This window comes from Acidobacteriota bacterium (genome assembly GCA_003225175.1).
GTDB lineage: Bacteria > Acidobacteriota > Terriglobia > Terriglobales > Acidobacteriaceae > Gp1-AA112.
The window spans coordinates 66,549-85,622 of sequence record QIBA01000039.1; the positions used below are offsets into that span (position 1 = coordinate 66,549).

The 19,074-nt window shown below is 55.9% G+C and carries 18 protein-coding genes; 8 read left to right on the forward strand and 10 right to left on the reverse strand.

All coding sequences use genetic code 11. The features are described 5' to 3' along the window. Position 1 precedes the first annotated feature (1 nt). The 3 genes from DMG62_09090 to DMG62_09100 form a co-directional block, all read right to left on the reverse strand. Positions 2 to 3,163 carry a hydrogenase gene (locus tag DMG62_09090; GenBank protein PYY23238.1) on the reverse strand — a complete coding sequence of 1,054 codons (3,162 nt, stop codon included), beginning with the start codon at positions 3,161 to 3,163 and terminating at the stop codon, positions 2 to 4. Positions 3,164 to 3,200: 37 nt separating this feature from the next. After that, positions 3,201 to 3,968 carry a hypothetical protein gene (locus tag DMG62_09095; GenBank protein PYY23239.1) on the reverse strand — a complete coding sequence of 256 codons (768 nt, stop codon included), beginning with the start codon at positions 3,966 to 3,968 and terminating at the stop codon, positions 3,201 to 3,203. A gap of 258 nt (positions 3,969 to 4,226) precedes the next feature. Then, complete coding sequence (locus DMG62_09100) at positions 4,227 to 5,672, reverse strand: aldehyde dehydrogenase (protein PYY23240.1); 1,446 nt, start codon at positions 5,670 to 5,672, stop codon at positions 4,227 to 4,229. Between the two features lie 51 nt (positions 5,673 to 5,723). Between DMG62_09100 and DMG62_09105 the strand changes: the two genes are divergently transcribed. Beyond that, on the forward strand, positions 5,724 to 6,929 hold the full coding sequence (locus tag DMG62_09105) for a glycosyl transferase (protein PYY23241.1): 1,206 nt from the start codon (positions 5,724 to 5,726) through the stop codon (positions 6,927 to 6,929). Here the strand turns inward: DMG62_09105 and DMG62_09110 are convergent. Beyond that, positions 6,920 to 7,135: an iduronate sulfatase gene (locus tag DMG62_09110; GenBank protein ID PYY23242.1), complete on the reverse strand. Its 216-nt coding sequence runs from the start codon at positions 7,133 to 7,135 to the stop codon at positions 6,920 to 6,922. The two genes, DMG62_09105 and DMG62_09110, sit on opposite strands and share 10 nt — an antisense overlap. An 89-nt stretch (positions 7,136 to 7,224) precedes the next feature. On the opposite strand from DMG62_09110, the gene DMG62_09115 reads away from it, so the two are divergent. Further along, positions 7,225 to 9,654: a hypothetical protein gene (locus tag DMG62_09115; protein ID PYY23243.1), complete on the forward strand. Its 2,430-nt coding sequence runs from the start codon at positions 7,225 to 7,227 to the stop codon at positions 9,652 to 9,654. A gap of 4 nt (positions 9,655 to 9,658) precedes the next feature. Here DMG62_09115 and DMG62_09120 read toward each other — a convergent pair whose 3' ends face one another. Both DMG62_09120 and DMG62_09125 read right to left on the reverse strand, forming a co-directional pair. Next, positions 9,659 to 10,108, reverse strand: a complete 450-nt coding sequence (locus DMG62_09120; GenBank protein ID PYY23244.1) for a VapC toxin family PIN domain ribonuclease — start codon at positions 10,106 to 10,108, stop codon at positions 9,659 to 9,661. Beyond that, the gene (locus DMG62_09125; protein PYY23245.1) at positions 10,074 to 10,304 is read right to left on the reverse strand and encodes a hypothetical protein; all 231 of its coding nucleotides are present in this window, start codon (positions 10,302 to 10,304) and stop codon (positions 10,074 to 10,076) included. Before DMG62_09125 ends, DMG62_09120 begins: the two co-directional genes overlap by 35 nt. Positions 10,305 to 10,394: 90 nt before the next feature. Here DMG62_09125 and DMG62_09130 point away from each other — a divergent pair, with 90 nt between their 5' ends. The 5 genes from DMG62_09130 to DMG62_09150 all read left to right on the forward strand — a co-directional run bounded on the left by DMG62_09130 (position 10,395) and on the right by DMG62_09150 (position 15,137). Next, entirely contained in the window at positions 10,395 to 11,000 is a 606-nt protein-coding gene (locus DMG62_09130) for an RNA polymerase subunit sigma-24 (GenBank protein ID PYY23246.1), read from the forward strand. Then, positions 10,997 to 11,776, forward strand: a complete 780-nt coding sequence (locus DMG62_09135; protein PYY23247.1) for a hypothetical protein — start codon at positions 10,997 to 10,999, stop codon at positions 11,774 to 11,776. Before DMG62_09130 ends, DMG62_09135 begins: the two co-directional genes overlap by 4 nt. Before the next feature lie 202 nt (positions 11,777 to 11,978). Continuing rightward, on the forward strand, positions 11,979 to 13,487 hold the full coding sequence (locus tag DMG62_09140; GenBank protein ID PYY23248.1) for a hypothetical protein: 1,509 nt from the start codon (positions 11,979 to 11,981) through the stop codon (positions 13,485 to 13,487). Positions 13,488 to 13,498: 11 nt separating this feature from the next. Continuing rightward, a complete protein-coding gene (locus DMG62_09145; protein ID PYY23249.1) occupies positions 13,499 to 14,590 on the forward strand; it encodes a hypothetical protein in 1,092 nt (363 codons plus the stop codon). Between the two features lie 145 nt (positions 14,591 to 14,735). Next, positions 14,736 to 15,137, forward strand: coding sequence for a hypothetical protein (locus DMG62_09150; protein PYY23250.1), 402 nt, complete (start codon positions 14,736 to 14,738; stop codon positions 15,135 to 15,137). Here the strand turns inward: DMG62_09150 and DMG62_09155 are convergent. Next, positions 14,961 to 15,848: a LysR family transcriptional regulator gene (locus tag DMG62_09155; protein ID PYY23251.1), complete on the reverse strand. Its 888-nt coding sequence runs from the start codon at positions 15,846 to 15,848 to the stop codon at positions 14,961 to 14,963. The two genes, DMG62_09150 and DMG62_09155, sit on opposite strands and share 177 nt — an antisense overlap. A 140-nt stretch (positions 15,849 to 15,988) precedes the next feature. Between DMG62_09155 and DMG62_09160 the strand changes: the two genes are divergently transcribed. Further along, entirely contained in the window at positions 15,989 to 16,600 is a 612-nt protein-coding gene (locus DMG62_09160) for a DNA protection protein DPS (protein ID PYY23252.1), read from the forward strand. Positions 16,601 to 16,669: 69 nt separating this feature from the next. Here DMG62_09160 and DMG62_09165 read toward each other — a convergent pair whose 3' ends face one another. The 3 genes from DMG62_09165 to DMG62_09175 form a co-directional block, all read right to left on the reverse strand. After that, the gene (locus DMG62_09165; GenBank protein PYY23253.1) at positions 16,670 to 17,395 is read right to left on the reverse strand and encodes a hypothetical protein; all 726 of its coding nucleotides are present in this window, start codon (positions 17,393 to 17,395) and stop codon (positions 16,670 to 16,672) included. A gap of 192 nt (positions 17,396 to 17,587) precedes the next feature. Further along, positions 17,588 to 18,370, reverse strand: coding sequence for a flagellar motor protein MotB (locus DMG62_09170; protein ID PYY23254.1), 783 nt, complete (start codon positions 18,368 to 18,370; stop codon positions 17,588 to 17,590). 39 nt (positions 18,371 to 18,409) lie between these two features. Next, the gene (locus tag DMG62_09175) at positions 18,410 to 18,703 is read right to left on the reverse strand and encodes a hypothetical protein (protein ID PYY23255.1); all 294 of its coding nucleotides are present in this window, start codon (positions 18,701 to 18,703) and stop codon (positions 18,410 to 18,412) included. Positions 18,704 to 19,074: the final 371 nt, after the last annotated feature.

The following is a 19,074-nucleotide window of genomic DNA, read 5'->3' on the forward strand; positions in this document are numbered from 1 at the left end:
ATTACGATTCGGCTCCAGTGGTGATGTAACTCTTGCCCGGCGCTCCAGTGCGATCGCCGATCTCCATATTGGGATTGATCACATTCGCAATGTACGTGGTGCGCGGCCGCGTGTTGATGTCCGTGAGCGCGCCATAATTCCGCGGCTGCCCCTTCGCTTTTGCCACGCGACTGTTCGCATCGTTGATGTCACCGAAGACGATCGCTTCGGTCGGACAAGCCTGCTGGCATGCCGTTACTACTTCACCGTCCCGAATCGTGCGCTTCGCGTTCGGATCCGACTGCTGCAGGTGAACTTCTTCGACTTCAGCCTGAATTCGCGCAGCATTGATGCGCTGGATACAGAACGTGCACTTTTCCATCACGCCGCGGCTGCGCACCGTGACATCAGGATTTCGCAGCGGTTTAAGACTCGCCGTCTCGTAATCGGAGAACAACAGGAAGTTGAATCGCCTTACTTTGTACGGACAGTTGTTCAGGCAATAACGTGTCCCGACGCAGCGGTTGTAAACCATCATGTTGATGCCTTCGGGCGTGTGCGTCGTGGCGCCGACCGGGCATACAGGTTCGCAAGGTGCATTCTCGCAGTGCTGGCACAACATCGGCTGGAAGAAGGCGCGAGGATTATGGAGATCGCCGGTGAAGTATGCGTCGATGCGCAGCCACTTCATGTCGCGACCGATCTTGACCTGCTCCTTACCCACTACGGGACTATTGTTCTCCGCTTGACATGCAATCACGCAGGCATTACAGCCCACGCACGAATTCATGTCGATGGCCATGCCCCATTGATATCCCTTGCTGTAGTCATACGGCGTATAAAGGGTTTCGTGAGGCTTCGGATCCTCCAGGTAGTACTCGTCGTGTGCGAAGTGCGGATTCTTCTTGAACTCGTCGTATGAAGCCACACGAATCAGATCGCGGCGCAGCGCCTCTGAGCCCTGCACCGAGCGGCTCTCGTATTCCTTTTTTCCCTGAGCATCGATCAGCGTGAAATTCTGGACGATCGCCAGCTTGTAGGTGTCGCCGGTCTTCTCGATCTTGTCGACCTTCGCGATCCACGGCGTCTTGCTGCTACGAATCGCGTAGGCATTGAAACCGTAGCCGTTGCCGACGCGCCCGGCGAACGCGCGGCCATAACCCAGATGCAGCGTGATGCTGTTGTTGGGCATACCGTACACAATCATCACCGGAGCTTCGATCGTGCGCCCATCGACCGTAATGCGGACGATATCTTCCTGATTGAAGCCCTTAGTCGCAGCGGTGTCGAGGCTCATCATCGCTGCGTTATCCCACTCCAATCGCAACACTGGTTTCGGACATTCCTGCAGCCAGGCATTGTTGGTGTAGCGGCCGTCGTAAATCGTGGGATCTGGCCGGAACACCACCTCGATCGCATTTTTGTCGAGCGGCTGCACGCTAGAAGCTCCACCACGGGGAGAGAGAGACTTCGCCGCGGATGCCGTATTGGGAATGAGTCCGTCGTGCAGCCACTTGCGGAAATTGGAGTCGAAGTCTCCCGAGGTTTTCCCATTCTGGCGCCAATACCCGGTTAGCGCATCGTAAGGTGTTGTGTCCGGATTATCGGAGAAAAGCGCGACGATCTCATGCGCGGTGCGTCCGGCATAAAGCGGAGCGATCAGTGGTTGCACGATCGAGCAGGTTCCGTCGTAGGCTCGCGCATCGCTCCAGCTCTCGAGATAGTGAGTGCCGTGGATATGCCACTGGGAGAAGCGCGTCGTTTCGTTGCGATAGCAGCTCAGGTGAATGTTGGTCGCCACCTTGCTCATCGCAGTCTGGAAGTCCAGATCCACAGGCGCGGTGTATACCGGATTGCCCTCCAGGATCACCAGCAAGTCAATCTTTCCGGCGTTCATGTCGCCGACAAGCTGCCTTAACCCGCCGGGCTGATCGCTGGGAACGAGTTCGACGGTATCCGAATAGACAATCGTTTTCCCAACATTTCCCAGCGCCTGGTTGATCTGGGCAGCGAGTACGTGGAGCTCAGGCGCCTGCTGGTCTCCAGCAATGACAATGGATGCGCCGGGATTCGCCTTCAAATCCTTCGCCAGAGCTTCCAGGAATTTTTGTTCTTCTGCGCTAATTCCCTGAGTCGCCGCTCCCGAGCCGCCGCCGAGCATTCCAGCGAGGATCGCGGCAAAAGGTACGATATCCGAGGCGCGCATCGGCAAGCGGTTGTCTGAGAGAGCGCCGGTAGTGGTCGAGAAACTCTCCACCACGTAGAGGCGGTTCATTGGAGCGTCAGTATTTAGCTTCCGGCGAGCGATGAAGTCGCGGGAATAACGAACAAATCCCGGGAAATGCGAGCCGGAGAGGAAGTCCGCGTCAAGCGAGAGCACTACATTCGCCGCTTCGAACTTATAAACCGGCTCAGCATACTGACCGAAAAGGGTTTGCGAACTCGCACGCGCGGAATCGCGATTTATCGGCTCCCACTGATACCACTTTGCAGCCGGAAATTTCTTCAGCACCGCCTGTATCTGAGAAGCCAAAGTTGGCGATGTCACCGTCTCCGATAAGAAGCGCAACCCTGCGCCCCCCGAAGCTGCCGCCTTCACCTTGTACTGATCGATAGCTGTGTGGAAATCGCCCCAGTTGCGATGCTCGCCACGATAGCTCGAGGCCTGCGAACGATCCGGATCGTACAGATCAAGAATGGAAGCCTGCGCGAAAACATCTGTCGCGCCATGAGAAGCCGGATGCTGCGGATTTCCCTCGATCTTCGTCGGACGAAATTCATTGCTCTTCACCAGCAGCGGAATCGCTCCCGTGGGGAACGGCATGGTGGTAGCGAAGAACTTCGGAATCCCTGGAATCAACTCCTCAGGCTGCTTTACGTAAGGAACGATTGGCTCGTCGGGTTGACGCGTGCACGCCGTCATTCCGGCAAGGGCCATGGACGCGCCCATCAGCTTCATGAAGTTGCGGCGCGAGACTCCATCGTTCTGATATTCAACGGCCCCAGCCGGGAATTCATTCTCCAGCAATTCCTCAAATCCGGGCTCATCGACCAGCTCCTCGAGGCTCCGCCAATACTTTTTCCCACTCGCGGCAGACAGCCGCTGGCGCACTTCCTGCAAGGTCAGCTTCGGCTTCTTCGGCGAAGCCTTGATCTGCACCAACTCTTCGGGGCGATTCTCCATGTCTCTCTTCAGCGTTTCAGCTCAGTTGCGCCACGCATCAGCGATGGCAGGTTTCGCAGCTCTGAATCTCATTCGGAGTGCGGATGTGATATTGCTTGACCAGGTAATTGCCCATGCTCATCTGGTCAATAAATTTTTGCGGATGCTGCATCTGCTGACCGGTGACCTGATAGTAAGGACCATTCAGCGAGCAGTTGCCTGTCCCCTGCTCACAGTAAACAGGATTGTCCGAGTTCGGGCCTCTCCATCCGATGTTGAAGATCGGATCGCCCGTCGGACGAATGTTCTTCGCCGGATTACGATGACAGTCGAGACACCACTCCATTTGCAGACTCGCATGCGCATATGTGAGCGGCATCTCGTCCACAGGTCCATGGCACGATGCGCAACCAATTCCTTTATTAACGTGGATCTCGTGATTGAAATACACGTAGTCTGGCAAGTCGTGGAGCTTCGTCCACCAGATCGGAGTGTTGTTGCGATAGCTGGCGCGCACTGGCTCGAGGATGTCGGCATTCGTCCAGATTTCGGAGTGGCAGTTCATACAGGTTTTGGTAGGCGGAATTCCAGCAAAGCTCGAATTTTCCACCGACGTGTGACAGTACCGGCAATCGAGTCCGAGACCTGCAACGTGGTGCTGATGGCTGAACGGAACCGGCTGCTCCAACCGCTCACCCTGCTTGGTAAGGTAGGGAGAACGCTGCAGTTCGTTCAGCGTGAGCGCCAAGCTAGTGACGACGAGCCCCAGGATGACAAGGCTCATCCGTGCAAGCCCGTTGGCACCTCGATTAAAAACTTGTGGCATCGAAACGTGTCCTGACTCTCATGTAAGGGGCACGGTGAGGCCGCGCAAGACTGACGTCAGCCAATAGGAGTGCACCAGTTGAAACTGCGACCAGTTAGTTACAATACTCAGGAATAAAACGGACGATTATAACAGGCGAGAATTTTCTGCAAAGCGTTTGCGAAAAGTTTTTGCGGACTACGAACGTCACGAAGCGTCAAGTTTCACTCCGTGACCTTCGCTGTTTCCTTCGTGAACTTCGTGTTCGCCTCTCGTTTCTTACAGGCCAGAGATCATGAGCAGCTTGCGCTCGGTCATTTCCTCCATCGCGTAGCGAATACCCTCTCGCCCAAGTCCCGAATCCTTCACACCGCCGTATGGCATCGGATCTACGCGGAAGGTCGGCACATCGCCCACGATCACACCTCCTACATCGAGCTTCTCGAATGCACGAAAGATCAATCCAGCGTCCCGCGTGAAGAGTCCCGCTTGCAGCCCATAACGAGTCTGGTTCGCTTGTGCGAGAGCAGCATCGAAGTCCTGGTAGCGCTCGATGGTCGCAACCGGTCCAAACAGTTCCTCGCAGTTGACTTTCATCTGCGCCTTGGTCGCGGAAAGCAGTGTAGGCTGCAGAATCGAACCTTTGGCCTTGCCTCCGCAAAGCAATTTCGCTCCACCAGAGATGGCTTCCTGAATCCATTGCTCCACACGCTGTACATCAGACGCTCGAATCATCGGACCGACTTCCGTCTTCTGATCCGCCGGATCTCCAACGCGTAGTCGACCGGCGGCATCGACCATCTGCGCAGTGAACTGGTCAAAGATCTCGGCATGCACCAAGATGCGCTGAACGGAAATGCAGCTCTGTCCAGCGTAGGTGAAGGCTCCAGATACGCACCGCGAAACCGCCTGCTCGAGGTCGGCGTCATGATGAACAACGACCGCAGCGTTGCCGCCCAGCTCGAGCAGCACACGCTTCTTTCCCGCATTTCTCTTGAGCTGCCAACCAACAGCCGCACTGCCTGTAAAACTTAACAGTTTGATCCGCTCGTCTGCGACAAGAACTCCCGCGTCCTCATTAGTCAGAGGGAGAACACTCAGCGCGGCTGACGGCCATCCCGCTTCCAGGATCAACTTAGCCAACAGAAACGAGCAGAACGGAGTCTGTGGCGCCGGCTTGAGCACGACCGGACAGCCCACCGCGATCGCTGGTGCAAGCTTGTGCGCCACCAGGTTGAGGGGAAAATTAAAAGGCGTGATCGCAGCGATCGGCCCGACAGGAAAGCGGCGAACGATCCCCCAGCGTCCCTCCGCAGCAGGAATGAAGTCGAGTGGCAGGTACTCCCCGTAAATTCTGACAGCCTCTTCAGCCGCAGTCGTGAAGGTCAGCACCGCGCGATCGACCTCTGCTCGCGCAGCCCTCACCGGCTTGCCGGCTTCGAGGACCATCAGTCGCGCGAAAGTATCCGCCTGAGAGCGGATCCCTTCCGCGACTTTAAGCAAAATGTCTTTTCGCTTGAACGAAGGAAGCTCGCGCACTTGAGCGAAGGCTTGCACAGCAGACGCGATCGCATTTTCCAAGTACTTGCGGCTGGCAAGGCGGGTTACACCAATCTCACGAGCATCGTATGGAGACCGGATACTGACGAGCGCACCGTCATCGATCCACTCTCCAGCAATCAGAAATCCCGATTGGGCAGGAAGCTCAGCTCCGAAGTTCGTCATGGCCTATCCGGCTGATGTTACCTGCGATAATCGGAGCCACGCCAGTTGCCAATGCTGCATCTCGCCCTCGAAGCCGCGCTTGCACTGCTCACTCTCTGTGGGATTGCGTTCTACCTGATCGCTTTGTGGAGCGCTCGCGAGTTTCAGCGCGAAAAGGCGCCAATACTCGCCTCAACTTCACTTCCACGGATTTCTATTTTGAAGGCATTGAAAGGTGCAGACAGTCACACGTACTCCGCGCTTCGGAGCCATTGCCAACAGGAGTATGGAACCTATGAAATTCTATTCGGCGTCAATGACGCGGATGACGATGCGGCTCAGCTAGTCCGCAAGCTGGCTGCGGAATTCCCGAATCGAGATATCACTCTCTTAGTCTGCGAAGAGGTATTTGGCTCAAATCGCAAAGTCAGCAATCTGATCCATCTCTTGCGCCGCGCGAAATATGAATACATCGTGGTGAACGATGGCGACATCAAGGTTTCGCCTACTTATCTGCAAACAGTAATCGCGGGTTTCCGTGATCCCAAAGTAGGAATGGTTACCTGTCTTTACAAAGGCGCTCCTGCTGAGACACTCGGCTCCAGGTTAGAGGCCCTTGGGATCGCGACCGACTTCGCTCCTGGAGTGCTGACAGCGCGGCTTCTCGATCACGCGCTCAGGTTCGGCCTCGGCTCAACACTAGCCATGAGCCGCTCAGCTCTCGAAAGGATCGGCAGCTTCCCTGCCGTGGTTGACTTCCTGGCTGATGACTACGAGCTTGGGAAGCGTGTCGCCGACGCCGGATTCAAAGTGGAACTCTCCCAAGAGGTGGTTGAGACCTCGATCCCGGCTTACTCTTTCCCAGAATTCTGGCAGCATCAACTCCGCTGGGCGCGGACTATGCGCGTCTCCCGTCCTTCGGGCTATCGCGGACTGATATTCACCTACGCTCTGCCCTGGGCAATTCTTCTCGCCATGATTACTCCGAACAATTGGTGGTGCTGGACGCTGCTCGCGACGGCTCTAGTTACACGTTGTGCAGTTGCACTGAGCGTCGGCATTGGAATCTTGCATGATCAGAAAGTAATTCGGAATCTATGGCTACTGCCTGTTCGAGATTTTTTCGGAGTAGCAATCTGGTTTGCGAGCTACGCAGGTAATAAGGTCACTTGGAGAGGTCGAGAATTCCGCCTTGAACAAGGTCGTATGTACCCAAGCTCAGAGGCGCCGAGTATGGAGACCACCAAGTCGGCGGTGCACTCGGAGAATCAGCGATAGCGTTCAGGTGGCAGTATGACCACCTGCCGGCGCGTGTTTCCGCTGCAAGCCCACGCAAAGCACGCGATCCAGCCAATGATGGACCAGCCGAGCAACAAATTGACTAGAAAGATGCCGCCCGAGCTCTCATGCCGCCGATGATGAGCGACGATCGCGGGCGCGAAGTACAGCACCACGGCGCAGAAGAATGCGAACAGACTGAACATCACACATCTCCTATCATGTTACGCAGCCCACCTCATGATTGTTCCCGCGGCTGGCAAAGCCCACCTCTTCAATCTGATATGTTCACTTGATGTCCGACTCCGCGCTGGTCGCTCCGGCAGAACCCACGACCACAGCCACCGCGAGTCTTCGCCTTCCGCTGGTTATTGCGGTCGTTAGTTGCGCCAGCTTGCTGCTTGAACTCGCGCTTACACGACTATTTTCAGTCGTGCTCTTCTATCACTTTGCATTCCTCGCCATTTCGGTGGCACTGCTCGGACTCGGCGCAGGCGGAGTCTTTGCGCATCTTTTCCGCACCACACTTTCACAATGGAGCATCGAGCGACTGGGCAGCAGTTTGCTGGCAACGAATTCAGTCATCATGCTTGTGGTTCTTGAAGTGGTGCTGCACTCGGCGGTGTCGTTAAGTCTGGAGCTGCGCAATTTCGAGAAGCTTACTGTGATTTACCTGGTGTCAGCGGTTCCCTTCTTCATTACCGGCCTGCTCTTCTCGGTGGTCTTCGCGCGGGAAACTGCGCAAATATCGCGTCTGTATGGATTTGACCTCATCGGAGGCGCGCTTGCCTGCCTGATGCTTGTGCCAATACTTAACGTTCTCGGAGCACCGAACGCTGTGCTCTGTGCAGCCGTTCTAATGGCCATTGCTGCGAGGCTGTTCAGTGGCACTGATCGACAGAAAACAGTCTCCATCGTCATTGCAGTTGCTTACGCCGTGCTCATCGCAGCAAACCACAGCGGCAAAATCATCGACATCATCTATGCCAAGGGACTGCGCCGCGACGCCTCCTGGGTGCAGTTTGCCCGCTGGAACGCTTTATCGCGCGTCGAGGTTGACCAGGTTGGGCTCGCCAAATACATCGTCATCGATGCAGACGCTTCGACCGCCATCATGAATGTTGATCCGGGGCTATGGGCCAAGGACGTGCCTGTGGGTTCCAATCCGGGAACCTGGAAGCAGTCTTCCCCGTTCAACTGGAAGACCGACCTCATGAACGCGGCTCCTTCACTCGCTAACGTACTGCGCCCGCGCGGCGACTTCGCCATCATCGGCCCAGGCGGAGGAGTTGACGTGCTGCGCGCCATCGCGAATGGCAGCAGGAACGTAACCGGCATCGAGATAAATCCCCTCATCGCGAACACGATCATGCGGAATCGGTACGCTGACTATGCCCACCATCTCTACCAACTCGCAGACGTTCACATTCATGTCGCCGATGGGCGCTCGTATTTACGCAGCAGCCGCGATCAATATGACGTTGTGCAAATGACGCTGGTCGACACCTGGGCCTCAACGGCCGCGGGAGCGTATGCGCTGAGCGAGAACAATCTGTACACGGTAGAAGCGTTCCGCGAATATTTCGATCACCTGCGTCCGGACGGAATGATCGCGATTACACGTTGGGAGTTTCGCCAGCCTCGCGAAGCCCTGCGCGTTGTCTCGCAGGCAACGGAAGCATTGCATCAACTCGGCGTTACAGATCCGCGAGAAAACTTCATCGTCGCCTCCGACGGGCCGCTCGATCAGGACGGCCGTCCCGTGATTGTGCTCGCGAAGAAAGCTCCCTTCACCGCAGGGGAAGTCAATGCAGTTCGAGCGCACGTGACTTCACATCCGAAGCTCGTGAGCCTCTATCTTCCCGGCAATGAAAACCCCGAGAATGCCTTTGCCCGGCTCATACGCTCCAACGATCCCCGAGGATTCGCTGCCAACTATCAATACAACGTAGCTCCAGTTTTCGACTCCTCTCCATTCTTCTTCTTCACGCTCAAGACGGCGAACGCGATCGCAGATTTGCGCGGTACGCGTGGAGGCATGGACTGGCGCGTAAACCTCGGCATTGTCATTCTGGGAATGGTGCTGCTGATCTCTCTGCTTGCAGTTCTTGCTTTTCTTCTGATTCCACTGGCCTATGAACCGCAGGCGTCCCATCCCAGAATCCTGCGGTTGAGTTATTTCATCGCCGTAGGACTCGGTTACATCCTCGTGGAAATTACGCTGATCCAGCGCTTCGTTCTTTTCCTTGGACACCCCACGTATGCGCTCACAGTCGTCATCTTTCTTATGCTGCTGGCCAGCGGCGCCGGAAGTCTCACTGCGCGACGCCTGGACGTGGGAACACGCGCTCTCAAGCCCATCCTGCTGATCATTGTTATCGCGGTAGTCGTCTATCTGTCGCTTCTGCCCATTATCCTGAGATCGCTGGTGGGCCTGAACTTCGCCGTGAAGCTTCTGGTGAGCGGAGCGCTAATCGTCCCGCTGGGCTTCGTAATGGGCATGCCCTTTCCGACGGGACTGCGATTGCTCGACCAGTCCTCAATTGGGACAACTGGACTCACCGAGTGGGCGTGGGCCATGAATGCATCTGCCAGCGTTCTGGGATCGGTGCTGGCGATGGTGATCGCCCTTCACTTCGGGCTGAACGTTACATTTTTCTGCGGCGCATTGGCCTACACTCTGGCAGGTCTGCTGATTCCAGCCCTATCTCTTCAGCGCGCTTAGAAGTTCAGATTGAGAGAAGTTGCAAACTTTTCACTTTCCCGCGAAATCCCTGGTCGAAGCTGACGAGCTGTAATTCTGCAACCGAGGCGAATGCGGCTAGGTAAGCATCGGCCCAGTCTTTGGGGGCCGAATGGCCCTGTTTGGTAAGGGCCCTAAAGGGCGAGTCTATGTTTGGAGGTTCCGCCAACAGAGACACCCGATCATCCGCTAGCCATTGATCGTAAGCTTTCCAGGCTTCGACTGGGCTCAAAACATCCGCTGCGCCCATGACCGCTTCCGTAGTGAGAAGTCGCAGCAGGCTCACTTGAGTAACGCGGCAAAAATGCAAGCGATCGTCATCTCCGAGGCTCGCCAGCCACCGAGCCGCCGCTTCATGATGTGTGTGTCGTTGATACGTCAGCGCAACCCAAACATTTACGTCAGGGAAAAGGAATGAGGTCGAAGATCTTGGCATTATCGAGTTCCAATTTGCCTGGTTGTTTGGACTTAATGATAGGAACCACTACACGATGCTTCCTCTTCTTCGCGGTTGCGCCTAATTCGTGCTCGACGCCCCGCAGGATAAGTTCCTTTACGGAGCGACCCTCGCTCGCTGCCTTGCTTTTTAGCTGGCGGTACACAGGATCGGGGATGTCGACTGTAGTACGCATGCCAGTATTCTGCCATATTTATGGCTGCAGAGCTAGACGAGCTCAAATCTCCCCTAACCCCTTCCTCCCGAAGCTGGTCTAATCCTGCGAATGGAGCTTACCGACCGGGCGGCCGTTGATGAGGTGCTCGCCGGCAAACACGAGTCGTTCCGTGTGCTGGTGGACCGTCACGGACGCAAGGTCTTCGGCTTGGCATATCGCATGACCGGCAATGAACACGACGCGGATGAAGTAGTGCAGGAGACCTTCCTGCGCTGTTACAAGCGACTCGATAGCTTCGAGGCCCGCTCCACCTTCTCTACTTGGCTCTATCGCATCGCCTCGAACTGCGCCCTCGATCTGCTCGCCAAGCGGAAGCAGGACAAGACTCACATCGTGGAGAGCGACGCCCGCGACGACGATGCCAATCCAGAGGAGCGGACGCTTGACTATGCCAGTCCGCAGCCTGGACCGGAGCGCATGCTGCTCAGCTCCGAGCTGCGACAGCGTGTGGCCGGCGCCATGAAGCGTCTTACCGATGTCGAGCGCACGGCATTCGTCCTCCGCCATTTTGAGGGCCGCTCGATCGCCGAGATCGGCGCTGTGTTGAAAGTTCGCGAGGAAGCAGTGAAGAACACAATTTTTCGTGCAGTCAAAAAAATGCGTACCGAACTAGAACCACTCGTGACTCCCGGCTTGCGAGGAGGCTCGCGATGAACCACCCCAGCGAGCAGAATCTGGTTCTCTACTTCTACGGCGACGCTCCGAGAGCCGCGGCCCTCGATCGTCATCTTGCTGAGTGCAAAGAGTGTGCCGCCGAGTTCGCGCAGCTTCGAGCAACACTCTCCGCGATCGATTATCCGGTGCCTGACCGTCCGGCAGATTACGAAGCTCAGCTTTGGAGCACGTTGCGACCACGGCTCGAGCAAAGCGAGGCTCCAAGGCGCTCGGCATGGGCAGCTGTTCTTCAACCTCGCCGTTGGGCGATTGCCGGGGCACTGGCGGCGATCATCGTTGGTGCGTTCCTCCTTGGCCGAATTTCGGGACCTAAGCAGCCCGGCTCAACCCAGGTTGTTAACAAACAATCGCCGTCAGGCAAGGACCGGGTGCTCATGGTCGCGGTGGGCGATCACCTCGATCGTACAGAAATGATTCTGGTGGAGCTGGCCAACACTCGCGCCGAAGGCAAAGTCGATATCTCCGCGGAGCGCGATTTTGCCCAGACCCTGGTCAACGAGAACCGGCTCTACCGGCAGACCGCCCAGCGTGACAAGGATCCCGAGATCGCCAATGTGCTCGATCAGGTAGAGCGCGTGCTGATCGATATCGCCCACCATCCTGATTCCGTTTCGGGAAAAGAACTGGAAGAGCTTCAGCAGCGGATCGAGTCGCAGGGGGTGCTGTTCAAGGTGCGTGTCATTGAATCGAAAGTTAAGGCGCGCAGCCGAGCGGAATCGGGAAAGCCGAAGAGCGCAGGAGATGCGAGGTTATGAGGATGGCATTACGACACCCCATCTTCAAGACTGTCATCGTGAGGCCCGCGTTAGCAGAACCGGCGGCGGTAGCCGCTGGGTCAGTGAGTCAAAACCAGCATCGCATCAGTCAAGCAGTTCCATGCATAGACGCACCCAGCGGCTACCGCCGCTGGTTCTGTTCAGCTTCGCGCATACATCTGTATTACAAGGCAACCACTAAATGAAAAAAACAACATCATTCATAATTTTCATCCTGATTCTCACTATCACGCTCGGCGGCGCCGCCGCAGCGCAAACCGACGATCTTCCACCCGGCGCGATCTCCAGTTTTCAGCCGCAGAAGAGCGGAGATCGCGTCGACGACGCGCTTGCAGCCGGTAAGGATGCCATCTACCAGGAACAGTGGCAAAAGGCGCTCGACTCTTATTCCCAAGTTGTAAAGGCCGGGCGCGCCCATGTGGACGAAGCGTTGTACTGGCAAGCCTATGCACAAGACAAGCTTGGGCAGGACCCGCAAGCACTCAAAACCATTGCACAACTAAGACGAGAGTACCCACGCAGCCAATGGATCAAAGATGCGGGAGCCCTCGAGCAGGAAATCCTTCGTAAACAAGGAAAGACAGTAAAACCGGATCAAGAGTCTGATTGCGACCTGAAGCTGCTGGCCGTCAACAGCCTCATGAACAGCGATCCTGACCGCGCGGTACCGATTATCGAAAAGCTTCTAAATAACGGCGGGAATTCAGGGCAATGCGAAGGCCAGGTTCTGGACAAAGCGCTCTTTGTTCTTTCACAGAGTGACAGTCAGCGCGCTCGCGATCTGATGCTCCAGATCGCAACCGGCAAACTTCATCCTGAGCTGCAGAAGAAAGCAATTCACTATCTCGGCATCAGCGGGAACCACGACACCCTGATGAAGATTTACCAGGGAAGCAGCAGCGTCGAAGCCAAGAAGACTGCCCTTCACAGCCTGGGTATCTCCGGCGGCTGCACCGAATTGCTGACTTTGTCTGCTCCTGAAAAGGATCCGCAGCTGGTGAAAGAAGCGATCCACTCCATGGGCATCGCCGGCTGCAAAAGCGAGGTCCGCGATCTCTATAACAAAGTGACTGATTCCGAAGTAAAACGCGATCTTCTGCATTCTACGATCGTTTCTGGCGACACTGAGCTGCAACAGAAAGTCGCGATGAGCGATCCCGATCCGAAGATGCGGGCTGAGGCGCTCAAGGATCTCGGTGTCTCCGGCGGCTGCACTCAACTTTCAGGGTTTTCTGCAAACGAAAAGGACCCTGAAGTGGTTCATGCAGCCATTAAGGCCATGGGAGTTGGCGGTTGCCAGCAGCAGTTGCGAGATCTTTACAACAAAACCACCAATCCCGATATGAAACGCGAGGTCCTGCACTCGACGATCGTCTCCGGCGATACCGAGTTGCAGGAGAAGGTCGCGCTCAGCGATTCCGATCCCAAGCTGAGGATGGAAGCGATCAAGGATCTTGGTATTTCCGGCGGCAGCAGCGCCACGCTGACGAAGATCTATCAGAACGATCAGAACCCCGATGTCCGCAGTGTGGTAATCAACGCCCTCTTCATCAAGGGCGATGCACATTCGCTGGTGGAACTGGCCCGCAAAGAGACTAATCCGGAACTGAAGCGCGAGCTGGTACAGAAGATGTCGGTGATGGGCAACCGCGAGGCTACCGATTATTTGATGGAGATCCTGAACAAGTAAGGAGAGACATCATGCAAAGGCTATTTGCGTTCGCCATTCTAATTAGCTCCTGCTTGGTTACCGCCCAGGTTGCGCACTTGGAAGGTTCACAGACCCAACCTTCGCAAATTCGCAATGCCAAGCTGGAAACGGTTTCCGCTTCCGGGCACCTGCAGCAGCAAATCTCAACTTATGCCGCCGCCCAGAACGGGATCGCGTGGATCGGCTACGCGGTTCCTGCCGTTGCGGGGCACGGCACGATCTGCTGCTTCGATGGAGGCTGGCAGGAGCGCGGATGCTGCGGAACCTGTCGCCTCGAATCCGAGCACAACAGCTTTTCGGGGTCACGCGATGATTGCGACGACGCCGACACGAAGAGCCTTACCGTGCTGTATCGCGTGGAAGATAAGAAGATCGGCAGTATTCGCCTGTTCAGTGAAAACTGCGCGATCGACGCCGGCGGCGTTCCTGTGACGATCGTGACCGGAGCTGATCCGAAGCAGAGCATCGCGTACTTAGGCACGTTGGTGACGAGAGATGGGGATAGCCACTTGGGTAAACGCGCACTCGACGGCATTGCCGAGCACGCCGATGCCTCTGCCGATACGACTCTCGATCGGTTTACCGCAGCGGACTATCCGGAGAAGATTCGCGAGCACGCTGCCTTCTGGCTGGGAGTCGCACGCGGAGCACATGGATATGCAACTCTGAAAAAGCTGATCGAATCGGATCCCGATGATCATTTCCGCGACAAACTAACTTTCCCCCTGAGCCAGAGCAAGGAACCGCAAGCCGAAGAAGAGCTAATCCACGTCGCGAAGCAAGATTCCAGCTCACGTGTCCGTGGACAGGCGCTCTTTTGGCTGGCACAGAAGGCGGGAAGGAAAGTCGCGGGAGTCATCAACGATTCCATCGAAAACGATCCCGATACAGACGTGAAGAAGAAAGCAGTGTTCGCGCTATCGCAGCTTCCCGATCATGAGGGCGTTCCGAAGCTGATCGAGGTGGCGAGAAATAACAGGAATCCGGTGGTGAGGAAGCAGGCGGTGTTCTGGCTGGGACAATCGAACGATCCTAGGGCGTTGGATTTCATTACGAGCGTTCTTGTCGGCAATAGACAATAGGCGATAGGCAGTGGGATTCCCCACTGAGGAGAGATAAAGGCTGACGAGCCAGATACGGCGCTGCTGCGTTTCCGTTGAAGCAAACATTGCGGAGGGTTGCGGAAGAGGAGGAGATCCCGATTTCCGACGTTTTCTTCAAATTGCCTTGGGATCTGCATCCGAGCTTGATTGCGAATTGCTGATTGCTCGCGACCTCGGATTTGTGAGATCGGAAAGATACGAGGCGTTATCTAGAGAGCTGCGTTCAATCAAGGCAATGTTATCGACGCTTATCGAAAAATCATCTCCGACGATACACGCTCATAAGAAGGTTAGCCACACCGGCTCGATCACGCCTTGGTCCGATTTGCTTTTGCCTTTCGCCTATTGCTTACTGCCTCTTGCTTACTGCCCTTCTCCGCAAATGCTCCAGCAGTGCGACTTGCGCCCTCGTGGGATATCGATACTTCAGGCGCACAACGCCAATGCGTCGCTGGCTGCGCTTGTCGCTGATCTTGACGAATCGGCAGCCAGGCGTAACGCTCACCGCCATCTGCGGGACAACTGAGACTCCCATCCCAGCCGAAACCATCGCAAGAATCGTCGCGAACTGCCCGCTCTCGAAGACCACTTTGGGATTGATCCGAGATTGACGGCACGCCTGTAGCGCGTTCTCACGGAAGCAATGTCCTTCCTTGAGCAAGAGGAATGACTCGTCTCGCAGATTATCAAGCGTAAGTGAGCGTCGGCTTGCTAATGAATGCTTCTCCGGCAAAACAGCGTATAGCCACTCCTGCATCAACTCGTTGCAAATCAACTCGTCGCCTAAGACTGGCAGCGCCAGCAATGCCAGATCGATTGTTCCTTTGTGCAAACGTTCCAGCAGCGTCGGTGTAATCTCCTCCACTACGCTGACGGAAACGCTGGGGTGCTGACGCGCGAAGCTGCTCAGCATCGGCGGAAGCAGATACGGCGCAATGGTTGGGATCGCTCCCAGCACGACTTCTCCACTCTCTGCGCTGGCCATCTCTCGAATCTCGACACGAGCTTCGCCAATCTGCCGCAGAATGGCCTGAGCTTTTGGAAGAAAGGCCCGACCGAATTGGGTTAGACGCGCCGATCGCGGCAGGCGGTCAAAGAGCTTCGCTCCAAGTTCATCTTCGAGTTTGTGAATCTGCTGTGAGAGCGAGGGCTGAGAGACTCGCGTCGCCTCTGCAGCGCGCGTGAAGTTGCCGGATTCAGCAACCGCACAAAAATAACGAAGTTGATGAACTTCCATGAATTCCAATCTGACGGGTGAAGAAGCACTATGCTGCTTCTCTACCAAATCTACCGATGTGTTTTGCCTATGACAAACATAGTAACGATATATTAGACCTATCGTGGCCCGGCTTTTAGTCTCTTGTGCGGAGGAAAGTTATGGCTAAAGGCGCAGTCGTCAAACACGGCGATGTTTCCGCGCGCGTCGGCGTGGAGGTAATACGCGCACGCGGTGTCGATGTCGATAAACTGATCAAGATGCTGATCGCGAATGCAGCCGCAGAGTTCGCCAGCACCTATTACTACTACACAATTCTGCGTATGCACCTGGCCGGGTACGAAGACTACAAAGAAATTTGCGAGGATGCCCGCCTGGAAGATCGCGCCCACTGGGAACTGATCGTCCCGCGCATTTACGAACTCGGCGGCGAATTGCCCAACGATCTGCCCGCATTCCACGACCAGGCAGGATGCGAGGCGGCAAAGCTGCCCAATCCGCCCACGGTAGTAAACATTCTCACGTTGTTACTCGAATCGGAACGTTGCGCAATCCGTAGCTGGAGCGAAATCTGCGATATGACCTTCGGCAAAGACCCGCGCACATACGATATGGCGGCCCGGATCCTCAATGAAGAAGTCGAGCACGAGGCTTGGTTTATCGAGCTGCTGGCGCACGAACGCGACGGGAAGTCGATTCCATCAGGACACTTCCGTCGCGGCACGCCCGGCGACGCTCCGTATAGCAAGAATCGTGGATTTTACAATCCATAAGGCTTCGATTTGAAGAAAAGAAACGCGCTGCTCAGGAGAGCAGCGCGTTTTATTTTCTCATCTGCCGGACTACTGCTGTCCTTGCGGCTTGGTAGTGAACTGTCGAACGCTGCTCGCAGCTGAAGTGCCCGTGCCTTGTCCCTGGCCCGAGTCGACCGTGAAGTAATAGGTCGTATTGGGCTGCAGGCCGGTGATGCGCACGCGATGACGCGTTTCATTCGTGCCTTGAGCATATGGCGATTGCGCGACTTGGCTCAGACTGTTGGCGTCAGTGCCATAGTGCACGACCGAGCTGCCTCCGGTGCTGGTCGTCCAGGTTACGACCGCCCAGGTATCGCCTATGCGCGGTATATTCGGGGTCTGGGTGATCTGCAGGTTGCCCGATGATGCGCCTTGCCCATTTTGGGACGGCTGTCCGGGTTGATTCGTCGTAAATTGGCCGGTGTTGCTGCTGGCCGTGGTTCCAGACTGCTGTCCCTGGCCAGAATCCACCTTGAAGTAATAGGTCGTGCCGGGCTGCAGGTTATCGATTCGTACGCGGTGATTAGCTCCCTGTGACGAATCTGATTTTTGGTAGTCCTGCTGTGCGGTCTGGCTCAGATTGTTTTGATCAGTTCCATAATGGAGCACGGAACTGGAGCCTTCGTTCGTGGTCCAGGCCACTATCGCCCAGTTGTCTCCCACTCCTTCTATAGTCGGTCCATTTGTGATTTGTAGTTGCTGGCTGGTGCTTTGCGCGAGTCCTAATCCACACAAACCGAAGGTCAGAGCTAGCGCGAGGATCGCATTCCTCATGAGTAAACCTCCCCAACGAAATATTCCGAGCTGGCGCTCGGGTCCCTGCTCGAGATAAGGGGCTACATGGTTAGATTTGGCACAAGTTGGCGGAGTGGTCAGGAATCGAAAGCTGCGGGCCGGCAGCAAAGGAACAGAGCTATGTAAAGAAGGCGGGGCCGCTGCCGCAGCCCCTTTTACTGGAGAAATGGTTTACTGCGGGACTGTGAAGTGGCCGCGTCGATTCAAATGCCAGCACTCCTCATTGGAATCGGTGCAGAACGGCTGCTCCTTGCCAACGCTGTTGGTTGCGATCCGGTTGCCGCCAACACCATGCTTCACCAGCGCTTGCTTCACCGCTTCAGCGCGGCTGGCGCCCAGAGCCAGATTGTATTCTTCCGATCCGCGCTCGTCGCAATGGCCTATTACCGTGAACGTCAGCTCCGGATGTTCCTGCAGGAAGTTCGCGTTTGAGGAAAGCATCTGCGACGTTTCAGAGTCGATGTCATACGAGTCATAGGCGAAGAAAGCGTCTTTCACATTGCGCTCGAAGAGTTCACGCAAGCTTGGCTGCACAACCGCGGTTACTGGAGCAGGCGGAACGCTGACTGTCAGCCGAGCGGTGGCATCGGAACTTCCGCCCGGACCTTTGGCAACGATGTGATAGGTCGTGGATTCGGCCGGATTCACGGACATCGAACCGTTCAGGTCGATCGAACCAAGCGACTCGATCGTGACATCGGTAGCATTCTTAGCTTCCCACGTGAGCTTTGCCGATTCTCCCTTCTTAATCTCTTGCGGATAGACGCTTAAGCTGACGCTCGGCTGTGGCTGCGGCGGCGGAGGCGCCTCAACTTTGGCAGCCACCGGCTTCTTGGCGCAGCCAGTGACCAGAAGCAGTGCGGCTGCGAGAGTTAAAACAAATGTAGATAACGACGCGCGGAACTTCATAAAACCTCTCCTTTGGATCAGACAGATCCAGTTGGTTACGGGCATAAAACAATGGCCAGAGAACAACAGTTCAGAGATGCTGGATCAGCAGCGCAAGCTGCAACTTAAATGCGGCGGCGGACTCGATAACTCCAAAGTGATATTTGCCCGCTCCAGAGTCGTTCCCAGACCCCGAAGCGCGAAGAGCGAGCCGACGAAAAGCGAGGCGCATGCACTGAGGATCGCGTTGAACAGCGCTGCCGCGCGTTGAGCGCGAAGCGCAGTCATCGGTCCGTGTAACACGATGTATGGAACGTGCACAACCGGCGTGATGAGGAGCACCAGAACGGCAATACCCACGGCCAGCAACAGTCCGACTATCATTTGCCGCGAGTTCATGAACAAAGTATCCCGCCGAGCCACGCGGAAATCAATCCAGAGTCGCTGAATTAGGTAACAGGAGGAGTAGCACGTTAGGTGAAGACTTTAGGGTAGGTACTAGACAATAGGCGATCGGCAACGGGCTAAAGACTGCATCCAGCCCTCAGCGATAGCCGATCCATGGAGATAGCTAATTTTTTGCCTATTGGCTATCGCTATTTGCATATTTTTACGTTTTCCACAACTTTTTTAGAGCAACGGATGAAATTCCGTCGTTCTAAATGGGGACTCTAACCCACTTCGATTCAATCACCTGCCTAACGGGCATATCACCGAGCAACGGACACTTCCCCAACTGCTTTATTTTCTAGAGCTGATTCCCGAGATGG